A 14,219-nucleotide genomic window follows, 5' to 3' on the forward strand; every position below is an offset into this window, starting at 1 on the left:
GTGCATCGATGACCATGGCCATTCCCTCCTTTACCGTCGAGACACGCACCAGGGCATCGGCATTATCAGCTGTCGCGGTCGTTGCTCTCCTGCTGCTTGCCTTCGCCGCGCCCTTCCTCGTTTCGCGTGGTGTCATCCAGGACCTGTTCTTCATCCTCACCATGCTGGTGCTGGCGCAGAACTGGAACCTGCTTGCCGGTTATGCCGGGCTGATCTCGGTCGGCCAGCAGGTCTTCGTCGGCTTCGGCGCCTATACGATGTTTGCCTGCGTCATCCTGTTCGGCGTCGATCCGCTCGTTGCCATCCTAATTGCCGGGCTGTTTTCTGTTGCTCTCGCCATTCCGACAGCCTTCTTCACCTTCCGGCTCTACGGCCCCTATTTCGCCATCGGCACCTGGGTGGTGGCCGAGGTGGTGCGGCTGCTGCTCGCCCAGTGGAAGGCGCTCGGCGGCGGCACCGGCACCTCGCTGCCGCGCGAGGCGACCCGCGACATGATGGGTGTCGGCATGATGCGCGATCTCTTCGGCATGAAGGCCTCTGAGGCCGGCGACGCGCTGACCTACTGGCTGGCGCTGATCCTCGTCGTCGCCACAATCGGCTTCATCTATGGGCTGTTGCGCAGCAAGCAGGGCCTCGGCCTCGCCGCTGTCCGCGACAACGAACAGGCGGCGCGTGCCGTCGGCGTCGATGCGCGGCGGATGAAGACGCTGGTCTATCTCGCCACCGCCTTCATCACAGGCATCGTAGGCGCGCTGATCTATGTGCAGAAGGCCCGCATCTCGCCGGATGCTGCCTTTTCGGTCACCGACTGGACAGCCTATGTCATCTTCATCGTGGTGATCGGCGGCATCGGCACGATCGAGGGGCCGATCCTCGGCGTCATCATCTTCTTTCTCTTGCAGAACCTGCTCGCCGACTACGGCTCCTGGTATCTGCTGATGCTCGGTCTTCTCGGCATCGCCATCATGCTTTTCGCGCCGCGCGGCCTCTGGGGATTGTTCTCCGGCCGCACCGGCATCCAACTTTTCCCGGTTCGCCGCGTCCTGAAGGGCGGGCCGCTCAATCTCACGCACAGGGGAGGGCCTCATGGCTGACATTACAACCGACGTACTCATCATCGGCACTGGCCCGGCCGGCTCTGCCACCGCGGCGCTGCTCTCGTCCTACGGGGTCGAGAACCTGGTGATCAACCGCTACCGCTGGCTTGCCAGCACGCCGCGCGCCCACATCACCAACCAGCGCACCATGGAAGTGCTGCGCGATCTCGGCCGCGACGTGGAGGACGAGGCCTATATGTTCGCGGCCGAGCAGGACCTGATGGGCGAGAACGTCTTCTGTACCTCGCTCACCGGCGAGGAGATCGGCCGGATGAAAAGCTGGGGCAAACATCCGCTGTCGCGCGCCGAGCACCAGCTGTCGTCACCGACCGAGATGAACGACCTGCCGCAGACCTTCATGGAGCCGCTGCTCTACAAGACCGCCTGCTCGCGCGGCAGCCAGTCGCGCATGTCGACGGAATATCTGAGCCATACGCAGGATGAGGACGGAGTCACCACGACCTGCCTCGACCGGCTGACCGGCAAGGAATTTACCGTCCGCTCGAAATATCTGGTCGGCGCCGATGGCGGCAATTCCAAGGTTGCGGAACATGCCGGCCTCACCTTCGAAGGCAAGATGGGCGTTGCCGGCTCGATGAACATCCTCTTCAAGGCCGATCTGTCGCGACTGGTCGCTCATCGCCCCTCGGTGCTCTACTGGGTGCTGCAACCGGGTGCGGATGTCGGCGGTATCGGCATGGGGCTGGTGCGCATGGTCAGGCCCTGGAACGAATGGCTGATTGTCTGGGGCTACGACATCAACCAGCCGGCGCCTGAGGTGGATGAAGCGCATGCGAAGAAGGTTGTGCGCGACCTGGTCGGCGATCCCGATCTCGAAATGACCATCAAGTCGGTCTCGACCTGGACCGTCAACAATATGTACGCCACCACAATGTCGAATGGCCGCGTCTTCTGCATGGGCGACGCCACCCACCGCCATCCGCCGTCGAACGGCCTTGGCTCCAACACCTCGATCCAGGACGCTTTCAATCTCGCCTGGAAGCTTGCCTTTGTCCTGAAGGGGACAGCCGGCCCGAAGCTTCTCGACAGCTATCAGGCCGAACGCGCGCCCGTCGCCAAGCAGATCGTCACCCGCGCCAACAAGTCGATCGAGGAATTCGGGCCGATCTTCAAGGCGCTCGGGCTGCTCGATTCCATCGACCCGGTGAAGATGCAGCAGAACATGGATGCGCGCTGCAACAACACTGTCGCTGCCGAGGAGCAGCGCGCCGCCATCCGCAAGGCGATCGCCGACAAGGTCTATGAGTTCGATTGCCACGGTGTGGAGATGAACCAGCGCTACCGCTCAGGCGCGGCGATCACAGATGGACAGGCCGAGCCCGCCTTCACCAAGGACCCGGAACTGCATTGCCAGCAGACGAGCTGGCCCGGCGCTCGGCTGCCGCATGCCTGGCTCTTCTCCGCCACCGGCGAGAAGGTCTCGACACTCGATCTCACCGGCCACGGCAAACTCACCGTGCTGACGGGTATCGGCGGGCAGGGCTGGGTCGAAGCGGCCCGCAGTCTCGGCAAGGAATTCGGCATGGAGATCGTCACCCATGTCATCGGCCCCCGCCAGCCGTGGCAGGATTTTACCGGCGACTGGGCCGGTATTCGCGAAATCCGCGACAGCGGCATCCTGCTGGTTCGCCCGGACCACCATGTCGCCTGGCGGCGCGAGGCGATGGCCGGCGATCCCACGGGCGAACTGCGCCGCGTGCTGACAGCAATTCTCGGGAAGTGAGGCCGTGATGGACACGCATGAAAAAGGTTTCTTCACCGAAGAAAACTCCGTCGAGGTCGTCACCGGCCGTAACAAAAACGCCAAGGACGCGCGGCTGAAGCAGATCATGGAAGTGGTCACTCGCAAGCTGCACGAGGCGGTGAAGGAGATCGAGCCGAACCAGGACGAATGGATGCAGGCGATCCTGTTCCTGACCCGCACCGGTCAGATGTGCAACGAATGGCGGCAGGAATTCATCCTGCTGTCGGACGTTCTCGGCGTCTCGATGCTGGTCGATGCGATCAACAACCGCAAGCCGTCGGGTGCATCCGAAAGCACGGTGCTCGGCCCATTCCATGTCGAGGGCGCGCCGGAACTGGAGATGGGCGCCAATATCTGTCTTGATGCCAAGGGCGAGGACATGGTCATCGCAGGACGCGTCCTCGATACGGCGGGACAGCCGATCAGGGATGCGGTGATCGACGTCTGGCAGGCCAATGACGAGGGCTTCTACGACGTACAGCAGCAGGGGATCCAACCAGACTTCAACCTGCGCGGCGTCTTCCGCACCGGTCCCGACGGCCACTACTGGTTCCGCGCCGTCAAGCCGAAGTACTATCCGATCCCAGATGACGGCCCGGTCGGTCATCTTCTCGGACAGCTCTCCCGCCATCCGTACCGGCCGGCGCACCTGCATTACATCATAAAGGCCGACGGTTTCGAAACGCTGATCACCCACATCTTCGATCCAGACGATCCCTATATTACTTCAGACGCGGTCTTCGGCGTGAAGAAGAGCCTGCTGGCCGAATTCAGGAAAACCTTCGATCCGGACCGTGCCAAGGCCTACGAATTCGATAAGGATTTCTGGGAGGTCGAGTACAATTTCGTTCTGGCCCGTGTCGGAGAGAAGCGAGAATAGAGAAGGACATTCAGGCGCGGGGAGACAAGCGCAGATGGTCGCAGCGCCCGCTAAGGCGGCCCAATTCGGGAGCAGGATGCCTGGGCTTGATTGAGCGCGGCGTCTCGACTGCCAGTCTTGCACCGGAGCTACGAGAGAGTTCGTCCACGAGGGCATCTATCAGGAAGTTTCCGAGAAAATCGTTGTCACCCATGAGATGGGTTTTGCACGGGCCGTTGGCAACCAAATCGTCTTTCTGGAGGACGGTGAAATCATCGAGGTGGGCCTGTCTGCCACATCCCTCGACAATCCGAAAACCGACCGCGCAAAGCGGTTCTTATCGGAAATTGCCTGAAGCCAACACGGATGACAGAGCGAGGCAACAGACAAAAAGGAACGGCGGTCAGGAGTTCAGAAGGCGTTTGGAAACCCATAGCTCGCAAGGCATAAGTGCTGCGGACTCTAGAGACAACATCTTAAGGCTTTTCACCGTCGTCCGATAATCCGGGAGCGAGGCGGTAAACGGCCAAGACGAGGGTGCAGATGTCCAATGCTGGGCTGATGTACATCACCGCGCGTTGGACATTGATTAGGGGGCATCGTCCTCGTTGCTCCTTTAAACTTAGGCTCTTTTAACTGTACGATTTTGGACGAAAGCGTGGCCAACGCATAATAATCATAAATACACTTCTTATTCTTTGGTAATATGATCAGGCCAATCACCTGTTGCTGTCACCTAAAGAGCTTTTTACCCTGTATGTTGGGTGGCGGACAGTTGATTGGCTAGAAGGTTGGAGACCTGCGTTAGCCAGCCAAACCTGCAGAAAGCGCGTCGATGGCCGCTTGCGGGCAGAACCAGAATGAACGAGCTGCTGAGCATGATAAAGAGCAGGACTTCGCGCACATGAAACCATCAAAACCTCTCGGGTCATTATCTGTCAGATGCCTCGCATCGTTTTCCGAGTTCCGCGTAGGAGGGAGCACCGAGAATGACACCAAATGCTCAACTTAATCGCCCCATCTGCGTTCAACGCGGGTATCTCGTTGAGGAAGTCAAAACCCTCGACGAGGTGTTAGAATACCTAGAAAGTTGGCCGCAAGAGCTGCGAGGGGTGGCGTACGAGACGTTATACAGGGCGTGTCGCGAAGCTGCCGCTGGAAGATTTCCGGTGAGTGCCGTTGCGGAGAATTTTCGTCGGTTCGTCAAAAGGCATCATATGCTGGCGGAAACTCACCGAACTCGCGTTCACCAACCAGCTCATTGATCGCGACAAATGCGGTCACACCCGCCACCTGAGCTGGCAGGATTTAGATAGCACGTTGTGGTTCTGCTTTTTCCGGGCTCGCGCGTCTGCTCGCTATATTGGCACAATGGAACGGACCGCGAGCGCCGATGTGAGATCAATCCCAAGCGGGATAGGTTAAAATGTCTTCAGGTAGTCGATTGCATCGCGGATCCTGGTTGCACTCGTCGTATATTGCGAAAGTTTCCTTGGCGCTGATGTTCTCCCTCATCTCACCTGCTCCCATGCCGCGGTATATTGCGGCCGCGACTACCCGTTTCGGATCTTGAATTTTGAACCTGGTTTCGCCAATTGATCGGCGCAAATTGCATTTTCTTTGGAGAAACCGATCACATGACGACAACTGTCGAACAGACCGCTGAAAGCCACGTCTTTGAGGCCGATGTTGCCCGCCTTTTGCATATGATGGTCCACTCGGTTTACTCGGACAAGGACGTTTTCCTGCGCGAATTGATCTCGAATGGCGCCGATGCCTGCGAGAAGCTGCGCTATGAGGCGATCGAGACGCCTTCGCTGCTGGCGGCCGACACCGAGAGCCGCATTACGCTGCGGCTTGACGAAGAGAGCCGGCAGCTTGTCGTGGAGGACAACGGCATCGGGATGCGGCGTGATGAGATGATTGAGGCGCTCGGTACGATCGCGAGGTCGGGGACGCGGGCGTTCATGGAGCGGATTGGAGGAAACAAGGCTGCTGAAGGCGCACAATTGATCGGACAGTTCGGCGTCGGCTTCTATTCCTGCTTTATGGTCGCAGAGCATGTCGATGTGATTTCCCGTCGCGCCGGCTCCGAGGAGGCCTGGAAATGGTCCTCGGATGGGAAGGGAAGCTATAGTGTCGAGGCGGCAAACCTCGTCGAAGCGCCACCCCGCGGTACGCGCATCGTCCTGCATCTGATGGACGATGCCAGCACATACACCTCAAAGTGGACCGTCGAACGAATCGTCAAAGAACAATCCGGTCACGTCCCGGTCGCGATCCGCATTGTGGACAAACCCGGTGGCGAGCCGGTCCAGATAACGGACGGGACTGCGCTGTGGACCAAATCGAAGAGCGAAGTCAGCAAGGAAGACTACACCGATTTCTACCGCGGCCTATCTGGGCAATACGACGAACCGGCCCTGACTGTGCACTTTCGTGCCGAGGGGCGGCACGAATACACAGCCCTGGCGTTTGTACCGGGAACGCAGCCGTTCGACATATTTGATCCCGAGCGTAAGGGAAGGATGAAGCTTTACGTCAAGCGGGTCTTCATCACCGACGATGCGGAACTGATGCCCAGATATCTGCGCTTCGTCCGAGGCCTGATCGACACGGCTGACCTGCCGCTCAACGTGTCTCGCGAGATGATCCAGGAGAGCCCCATCCTGGCGGCAATCCGCAAGGGTGTCACCAATAGGGTTATCACAGCGCTCGAGAAACTGGCTGACGGCGAGCCGGAGACCTATCTCAAGCTCTGGGAGAATTTCGGACCCGTCTTGAAGGAGGGCATCTACGAGGATTACGAGCGGCGTGCACAATTGATGGCGCTTGCACGATTTCACACGTCGGCATCGCCGGAAGGGCACCGTTCACTTGCCGAATACGTCAAAGACGCCAAAGAAGGCCAGGACGCCATCTACTATCTTGCGGGTGGCAGCCTGGACCAGTTGAAGGCGTCGCCCCAGCTCGAAGGTTTTCGGGCGCGAGGCATCGAAGTGCTGCTGCTAACGGACTCAGTCGACAGCTTCTGGGTGGTGAACGCGCCGGAATTCGAAGGAAAGGCGTTCAAATCGATCACGCAGGGAACTGCGGATCTGGCGCAATTTCCAAGGCTCGACAATCAAACGCCACCGGAACAGGACAGCGCCGGTTTGGCAACATTTATTGGCTTCGCAAGAGAAAAACTGGCCGGTCAAGTCGCCGATGTTCGGGCATCCGACCGCTTGACCGAGAGCGCGGTCTGCCTGGTTGCGCCGGAGGACGGCTATGACAGACAGATGGAAAAGATCCTGCAAAACGCGGGTCGTCTCCAGGGAGCCACCAAACCGATCCTCGAGATCAATTTGGCCCATCCCGTGATTAAAGCCATAGCGACCGTTGAGGACGATGCGTCTTATCAAGAGGACGCAACGTTCCTGTTGCTCGACCAAGCGCGGATCCTCGACGGCGAACGGCCACAAGATCCCCAAAAATTCGCGCAACGGCTGGCGAGGGTTTTCGAGAGGTCAGTTCGGTCGGAGGGTTAGCCTGTTCACGCATTGCTTGCCGCTCGACCTGGCGATCTCACTGCTGAAACCCGCTAGACTCCATGTCAGGAGCCGAGCCTTCCCGGCCCCATGGCCAAAGGTAACATTATGCTTGCTGTCGCGGGCCTCGCTGCTCGAGACAATGCGCATCATCACCGGCTGGCTGGGGTTTCGACGGCTGCGAGGAGTTCTGTCAACGCTCCAAAGTGCTCCCGCGCCGTCCTCAGTAAATCAGCGCCGGCAATAGAAAGATCGATGACGGACTCAAGCGCACGAACGACACGGCGGGCAGCCCGGCGGATTTCACGAGAAGTCATATCTGATTTTGGGATCTCCAGCTGTCGCGCGTGCTTTCGCGGTTCCGGCGTGACCTCTCCATCGAGCCGAGGCCGAATCATGGTCGCGACGAAGCCGGTCGACTTCCGCAAAGGCCATGATGGATTGCCGGCGCTGGTAAAGAACTAGCTGCACAAGGACCCGTTTACAGGGACCGTCTTCGTATTCCGGTCAGGCAAGGCGGACCGGTTGAAGCTGATCTACTGGGATAGGAGCGATCTCACGTAGCCAGAGTACGACATGAGGTAGAAACGGTCCTCACCCGTGCAATCCACCCCCAACCACCGCCTTGCCGCGTTGTTCCACCCTATCGCCCTTACGACACCGGAGGGCCGATAAGTACTACGGTTGTCGGAGGTCTATCGAACAGGCCGTCCCTGAATGGAGGCGCGTGTCCGCTCAAAGCTTGGCGGAGACTTCGACGAAATTGGCTCGCCAAAACACGTTTCCAGCTCCTTGGTCGCCGGCCCGCCAGCTGGCCGAGAACTTCGTTTGAACATAAGGACGGCTCAGGTTGCCACATCACGAATGTAGCGATCGCGATCATAAGCGGCCTGGTAATATGGGCGATTGGACCTATCCCCTTCCTGCTGGTTCATCTGCCTGTCGTTCTGCTGGCGGGGGCAGCCGGCGTCTGGCTATTTTATGTCCAGCATCAGTTCGAGGAAACGCACTGGTGGAAGACCGGAGAATAGAAATTTCCGCAGGCCGCTCTTCACGGCGCGTCACATTATGATCTTCCGCTCGTGCTTCGATGGCTGACGGAATATCGGTATCCACCACATCCACCACCTTTCAAGCCGCATTCCGTCGTACCGGCTTCCGGAAGTCCTGCGTAATCACCCCGAGTTGGCGGCCATCAGTCGCGTCACCCTTCGGCAAAGCCTCGAATGTGTCCGGCTTGCTTTGTGGGATGAACAGAGCGGCAGGCTCATCTCCTTTCGAGACGCCGAGAGCCTCGGCCCATCGATATCTGACCGCGTTATGCGGATCGTTTGAATAGCTGTTAGGATCCAAGATGAGCACGACTGCCAAAACAAGTCCCAATACGGCCGCCTTGTTGGTCACTTTGACGCCTCCCCAGATCAGAGGCCTGAAACTTGCAAAGGATGGGGACCTGTCCCTTCAGGCGAGCAAGAAGTGGACCCATCGCAATGCGAGGCTTCCCTTCGCCAAGGCCGATTGCTTTCAGGAGCGGCCGATCAAAATTAAGTTCGTGACAACAGCGACGGTAGGCGAATTAAGAGCCAGCGGTCTTCTCAAGACCCTCGATCCCGTCGCCGACCCTGACATCGCGCCCCACGGCATCACGATGGCCGCAAAGATGTGGCTGCTGAAGCATAAATAGATCCTGTCAGTTGCAGCGCCGGCGACAGGAGAACCCGTCGGCGCAATGCTGCTCCAACGAAGCGGTGTCCCAGTCGTCGTCCCTGACCCCTCCCGGTAGCAGTCCACAAGCTCATAGTCGCCAGCCGCCGACACTGACGGGCATATTCAAGGTGCATCTCACCGCAATTGCCATAGTGAGCCTTCAACAAATGCGCACCCCGATTATCCAACCGGGTGCGTGATCATCAGCCAGAGAATTCCTAGCAATGAAGCGAGGCTCTTCGACCAACCTCCCGCCGCGGCCCGCCTGTCCTACCTCCGTTCCGCCTTCCGACCGCAAAATGTAGACCGGCCGCTTATTCGGCGCCGGCCAGCTACCGCCGGTGCACGAACTCGCCGTCATGGCCGTCGAAATATGCACACGCTCCAGCGAACCCTCTTCAGTATCGGACGGTCGTTTAAGATATTTACGACTACGATCTCTCCCTATGTTCTCTTCGAAGCTGTTCGATGGCGGACCAACCAGTACGGCTTGGGAACTCGGACACCTGAAGGCGGTTGGGCGGGAAACCCGGCAATGAGGTCTGCAATGGAAAAGGCAATCGATATCGGCTTCCATATGAATTGGAAGCCACCGGTATACGTCCGGATCGGCGACGGCATGCGTGAGCGCATTGAGGGTCCGGACGCGGCGCTTGCGGCGCTTCTCCATCGCTGGCCGTTGACCCATTCTCGTGAGTTCGGCGTCGCCAAGCGCAGATGCGTCGACGCCATCGCACGCCGTGGAAGTGTCGAGGGAGCTCGCAGGGCGTTCATGGAGGCGGCGCTCGCCGCGGGGGTCTTCGCATGACAGTGCTTTCAATCGACGCACCGCACTGGGCGATATTGTTGGGAACGTTGACGCTTTCATGCTGGATTGCTGCCGGCCTGGCGGCAGTTCTCGGGACCGCTGAGGAGATCAGGCACGGCCAAGCAGGGAGATTTACCGGCTATATGACAACGGGCCTCGCTGGGGCCGGCGTTGCCTCCGCATTAGCGATGATCACTATCTTGGCATCCGCATGACGGGCAACGGATGCCGGAAGCCCTAAGCTTCCTCGGAGCGGTCTTCCTCGTCGATGCGGGCGATGCCAGTTGTTCTAACATCGCCGAAGCGGCTGCGGACCAAACCTTAGTTCCGCGCAGCTTTTCTATGAAACCGTTCGAGGAAGCAACTCAAACGCCCGCGAGCAGCTGTCGGACGTGCCCAGGGAAATCAGAGAATCGCTCCTCTCTCATTGGCCCCTTACGATATCTTGTGTGGTGACGGTCTGGAGACATGATGCGCGACTGCATTATCATCGGAGGTGGACCTGCTGGCTTGACTGCGGCCATTTATCTTGCGCGCTACCACCTCTCAACAACAGTATTCGACGACTATAGCAGTCGTGCCGCCACCATTCCGGTCTCCCATAACCTCGCAGGGTTCCCGAAGGGCATCAGCGGAAGGGAGCTTCTCGCTAGGATGCGCACACAGCTTCAAGGGTACAAAGTTCAGATCCGCATTGAGAGCGCCAGACAGCTTCAGAAGGAGCGTGACGGCTATCGTGTCGTCTCCGACAGCGGCAGCATGCGGGCGCGAACGGTCCTTCTCGCCACCGGTGTCACAAACCGCAAGCCACCGATGTTGGCCGAACGTCATGACGAGGCTGTTGCACGCGGCCTTATCCGCTACTGCCCTGTCTGTGACGGGTTCGAGGTCACCGACAAGCGTGTGGCTGTTATCGGCTGCGGATCGATAGCGCTTGCGGAGGCACTGTTCCTGCGGAGTTATACGACACACGTGACCATCATCACACCGCAAGAGGAACACGAGCTCTCGGAGGTTGAGGTCAATCGGCTGCGGGACTTGCAGATCGGCCTCCAAAAAGGTCCGATAAAATCCATCGACCCCGAGCGCGATGCAATCAGAGTTGCGACAGCTTCCGGTATCGGGGAGTTTTACTCTATATACCCGGCGCTCGGATCGGACGCTCGGTCGAAACTGGCAGCGATGGCCGGTGCAGAATTGTCGGAGAACGGCTGCGTCGTCGTCGACAGTCACCAAAGGTCAACCCTACCTGGCCTATACGCAGCTGGAGATGTGGTCATTGGCTTGGATCAGATCGGGACCGCGATGGGGCAGGCGGGCATAGCGGCCACTGCGATCCGAAATGATTTGAACGAGGCTAGACCTCTAGCGCGCTGAGGAATGCCGTCGCTGGGCTCCACCCCGCATTTCCAGAAAAGCTTGTGGACGGACCGGGTGAGCCTGAGCCTTGCTCTACGTCGGCGCCCAGGATCTCGAAAATCAAAGTCGAGCCGCTGCCCGCTCCAAAGGGAGGCGTGCGATAGAGCCTTAGCCCAATTCCGTCCTAAAGCGGCACCCGCGGTCGGTGCCTCTGACGCCTCCGCGGGTACTACGATTACCAGCCACGTCAACGGACCCCGGCAGGCATTCTTGCCGCCGACGCAAGCGGTTGCGCAGCCGATCCAACCGATGGCTCGCGTTTTGTTCCTCGCCTGGCTACAATGTCAGCCTCGACAATATTCCAGGGCTCTTCTTCGTTCGACAGACAGCGAACATCAACCGCGCGGAGGTCGCCTTCGCCGATCGAGTCATCGAAGAATTGGTCGACAAATCCTGGTATGGGCGCGATCTGTCCGACACTTTGGGGGAGCCTAACCATGCTTTGGAGTGCCAGCTGGAATGGCCGCAAACCCAAACGGTGCTGAATGATGCCGAGGTAGCCCTCTGCCAGAGGGTATTCGGTCACGTCGCACGTGAAGAGGATCACCTCGGACGCCGAGCGCCAGGATCTGGCCTCTTGGATTATTCAGCCCTATCCCCGATGAGGATGGACGGTTGAGGCTGCGCATCGATGTTCGGTCTTGAACAGGACTAACTCCCCCACGTCCCTTTTCGTCTCGCCGGTCTTTGACAGTCTGGTGACGTGGACCCAAGAAGCCGTTCGTACTCGGCCTCCGGAGCGCCGTAACAACCATCGGCAATATCGAGGAGAATCTGGCGGCTCAGAATTTGGACGTTCCCGCGCGTTGACTTGATGGCGTGCATACCCTCGAGGATATGCAGATGGTCGGTAACACCGGACCGTCTGACGCCCAGCATCAACGCCAAAAACTCGTGAGTAAGGGCCATATAGTCCATGAGAAGACGATCATGGCACATAAGCAGCCATCTCGCGAGCCGCTGGTGCATGTTGTATCGGCCCGCCGCCAAAGCCGAATGAGCCAGTTGCAGCTCTCGCGTGTGAACGTAGCGGAGAAAGATCAGACGAACCTCCTCGTCGCGCAGAAGCGACAGGAAACGGCTGGTGGCCAGGTCTAGGCCGTCTCCTGAAACCTGCATGAAAGTGCGGTTTGGCGTCCGATCCACGCCGAGCACAACCGGATATCCGCTCATGCCTTCGTATCCAATCTGACCCACCTCGATGCCTATTCCCTTCGAAGCCACGGCCACCATTGAACCTAGGCCGCTCTCGATAAAACAGACGTGTTCAATGGGTTGATCAGGTTCAACAAGCGAGCGGCGGACCGGAAGATCAATGGGCTTCAGGTATGGTGCGATATGGTCAAACGCCTGCTCAGGAAGCCCTCGCAGCAACCTGTTCCTGGTATCCGTTTGCGCGATTTTTGTCACAGCGTCGCCTCCGTCAGTGTCCGCCTCGGCATACGTCGTTTGCCGCTTCAGACCCGTTCGCCCTCGTAAACGCACGAGCGAGGCCAACCGATACCGTTTTAATCCCAATTGCTGATGCGTTCTACCCCAGCGCAACCTGCACGTAAAAAAAAGGGTCTGGCGAAAAACTGCAGCGTATTGTCAGCTGCGCCGGTAAGCCTCCTTCTTTGTCGCAAACGTGCAGGTGGTTGCCCACCTATTATTTTCACATCAAACACGCTGACTACGACGTGCCAGACCCAGATGGTGAGCCGTTTCCAGACATGGATGCAGCAAGAGAAGAGGCCGACGAAGCCCTCAGAGAACCAGTTGCCAGGAGCATCTTATCCAATCAGCCGGAGCTCCCGGAGGCGATCGAGATTCGAGATGCCCAGGGTCGTCTGGTTGCCGAAGTTCATATAGATGCAGCGATACTCTGATCGCCCGTCGAGACTCAGATCGATAGCGCCGGTAACCAGTAGATCTTCAACGAGCTCCGTGGCCAGGGAACCGTGTTATCGCTTACATAGGCCAGATTCAGTCAATGAAGGCTATGAGGCGGGTACGCTGGTATCTCCCGCGAGCAGGCCCCGGACCCCGGCGGCGTCCTGTTCTCCTCCAAGGGTTTGTAGATCTCAAAATTATTACGTCCGCGTAGTCGCGATCCGAATCCCGGGAATGTCCCGCCGCCCCGCAAGGCGTCACAGGCGTCAATGGTCAATTAGCAACGCAGATCGATTGCTCCTCGAGTCGGAAAACGCAAATTGAGGCAAACGGTGCGAAGCGCCTGGTCCGTGGTTGGAATCCCCCCAACTGCCAAAAACAACACCACCTACATTCAGCGCAGGTTAGCAGGACTGCGCATCGCAGGGTGGAACAGGTTGGTCCAGCTGTCGCTTCTGGGCGACCGCGTCTCAAGCTCACGGCCGACGCTTCCGGTTAGGCAATGCGTCGAGTCACGAGCGGATTTCGTGGTGCCAGGAAGATGAGTCACGAAGCCGGTGTGAAAATCTTAGGTTGACAAACTGCCACCTGATCTCTATTTGGAGTTTATCGATATTTGCTTGCTTAGCTTTGGTTACCGCGCGTTTGGAACCGCGCCCTGAACGAACCTTCCTTTCAAAAATCGCTATCACCATCCGCAGCGCGCTTGTGCCGCGGTCTTTCAATATTGCTATGAAAGGGTTCATCATGACCACTGGCACAGTTAAATGGTTCAATTCCACCAAAGGCTTCGGCTTCATCCAACCTGACAATGGCGGCCCAGACGCGTTTGTCCATATTTCCGCCGTCGAACGCGCAGGGATGCGCGACATCGTGGAAGGCCAGAAGATTGGCTACGACCTCGAGCGGGACATGAAGTCCGGCAAGATGTCGGCCTGTAATCTTCAGGCTGCCTAAATGGCATCCGCTCTCCGTTGACCACGGATGTACTGGCACTGCGAGAGCAGATACCAATCGAGGTCAGGCGATGTCGCCTGGCCTTTTTTTGTTGCGGTCACGCCGACAGATGCGCCTGGGACTACTGCCATTTTGGCTTGCCCGGATCAGCTCGCCATCGAGACACTCTGAACACGGCACCCTATCTTTGCGATCTAACGACGCA

General features: G+C 58.6%; 10 protein-coding genes and 2 pseudogenes. 11 read left to right on the plus strand and 1 reads right to left on the minus strand.

All coding sequences use genetic code 11. The features are described 5' to 3' along the window. Positions 1-8: 8 nt before the first annotated feature. The 10 genes and pseudogenes from ATY76_RS30250 (at position 9) to ATY76_RS30300 (ending at position 11,143) form a co-directional block, all read left to right on the plus strand. Entirely contained in the window at positions 9-1,094 is a 1,086-nt protein-coding gene (locus tag ATY76_RS30250) for a branched-chain amino acid ABC transporter permease (RefSeq protein ID WP_088678299.1), read from the plus strand. After that, entirely contained in the window at positions 1,087-2,841 is a 1,755-nt protein-coding gene (locus tag ATY76_RS30255; RefSeq protein ID WP_088678300.1) for an FAD-dependent monooxygenase, read from the plus strand. Before ATY76_RS30250 ends, ATY76_RS30255 begins: the two co-directional genes overlap by 8 nt. A gap of 7 nt (positions 2,842-2,848) precedes the next feature. After that, positions 2,849-3,742 (plus strand): intradiol ring-cleavage dioxygenase, encoded by an 894-nt coding sequence (locus ATY76_RS30260; RefSeq protein ID WP_088678301.1) that lies wholly within the window; start codon positions 2,849-2,851, stop codon positions 3,740-3,742. 968 nt (positions 3,743-4,710) lie between these two features. Then, on the plus strand, positions 4,711-4,986 hold the full coding sequence (locus ATY76_RS30265; RefSeq protein WP_088678302.1) for a DUF982 domain-containing protein: 276 nt from the start codon (positions 4,711-4,713) through the stop codon (positions 4,984-4,986). Between the two features lie 372 nt (positions 4,987-5,358). Next, positions 5,359-7,251, plus strand: a complete 1,893-nt coding sequence (htpG, locus tag ATY76_RS30270; RefSeq protein ID WP_088678303.1) for a molecular chaperone HtpG — start codon at positions 5,359-5,361, stop codon at positions 7,249-7,251. A gap of 396 nt (positions 7,252-7,647) precedes the next feature. Beyond that, positions 7,648-7,803, plus strand: a pseudogene (gene tnpB, locus ATY76_RS34360) (IS66 family insertion sequence element accessory protein TnpB); the annotation flags it as partial. 308 nt (positions 7,804-8,111) lie between these two features. Continuing rightward, positions 8,112-8,586, plus strand: a pseudogene (locus ATY76_RS30280) (fatty acid desaturase); the annotation flags it as partial. Between the two features lie 61 nt (positions 8,587-8,647). Beyond that, entirely contained in the window at positions 8,648-8,935 is a 288-nt protein-coding gene (locus ATY76_RS30285) for a hypothetical protein (RefSeq protein WP_190233773.1), read from the plus strand. Positions 8,936-9,505: 570 nt separating this feature from the next. After that, positions 9,506-9,766, plus strand: a complete 261-nt coding sequence (locus tag ATY76_RS30290; protein WP_088678360.1) for a DUF982 domain-containing protein — start codon at positions 9,506-9,508, stop codon at positions 9,764-9,766. Positions 9,767-10,237: 471 nt separating this feature from the next. Next, the gene (locus tag ATY76_RS30300) at positions 10,238-11,143 is read left to right on the plus strand and encodes an NAD(P)/FAD-dependent oxidoreductase (RefSeq protein WP_088678306.1); all 906 of its coding nucleotides are present in this window, start codon (positions 10,238-10,240) and stop codon (positions 11,141-11,143) included. A 693-nt stretch (positions 11,144-11,836) separates the two neighbouring features. Here ATY76_RS30300 and ATY76_RS30310 read toward each other — a convergent pair. After that, entirely contained in the window at positions 11,837-12,595 is a 759-nt protein-coding gene (locus ATY76_RS30310; protein WP_088678308.1) for a Crp/Fnr family transcriptional regulator, read from the minus strand. A gap of 1,209 nt (positions 12,596-13,804) precedes the next feature. Between ATY76_RS30310 and ATY76_RS30320 the strand changes: the two genes are divergently transcribed. Beyond that, complete coding sequence (locus tag ATY76_RS30320; RefSeq protein WP_088678361.1) at positions 13,805-14,014, plus strand: cold-shock protein; 210 nt, start codon at positions 13,805-13,807, stop codon at positions 14,012-14,014. Positions 14,015-14,219: the final 205 nt, after the last annotated feature.

Origin of the sequence: Rhizobium sp. R339, assembly GCF_002211395.1 — a bacterium.
Taxonomy (GTDB): Bacteria; Pseudomonadota; Alphaproteobacteria; order Rhizobiales; family Rhizobiaceae; genus Rhizobium.

Excerpts from the sequence above, each read along its gene's own strand:
- ATY76_RS30265 (WP_088678302.1), top strand. The coding sequence starts at position 4,711 with ATGACACCAAATGCTCAACTTAATCGCCCCATCTGCGTTCAACGCGGG.
- ATY76_RS30320 (WP_088678361.1), top strand. The coding sequence starts at position 13,805 with ATGACCACTGGCACAGTTAAATGGTTCAATTCCACCAAAGGCTTCGGC.
- ATY76_RS30300 (WP_088678306.1), top strand. The coding sequence starts at position 10,238 with ATGCGCGACTGCATTATCATCGGAGGTGGACCTGCTGGCTTGACTGCG.
- htpG (WP_088678303.1), top strand. The coding sequence starts at position 5,359 with ATGACGACAACTGTCGAACAGACCGCTGAAAGCCACGTCTTTGAGGCC.
- ATY76_RS30255 (WP_088678300.1), top strand. The coding sequence starts at position 1,087 with ATGGCTGACATTACAACCGACGTACTCATCATCGGCACTGGCCCGGCC.
- ATY76_RS30290 (WP_088678360.1), top strand. The coding sequence starts at position 9,506 with ATGGAAAAGGCAATCGATATCGGCTTCCATATGAATTGGAAGCCACCG.
- ATY76_RS30260 (WP_088678301.1), top strand. The coding sequence starts at position 2,849 with ATGGACACGCATGAAAAAGGTTTCTTCACCGAAGAAAACTCCGTCGAG.
- ATY76_RS30250 (WP_088678299.1), top strand. The coding sequence starts at position 9 with ATGACCATGGCCATTCCCTCCTTTACCGTCGAGACACGCACCAGGGCA.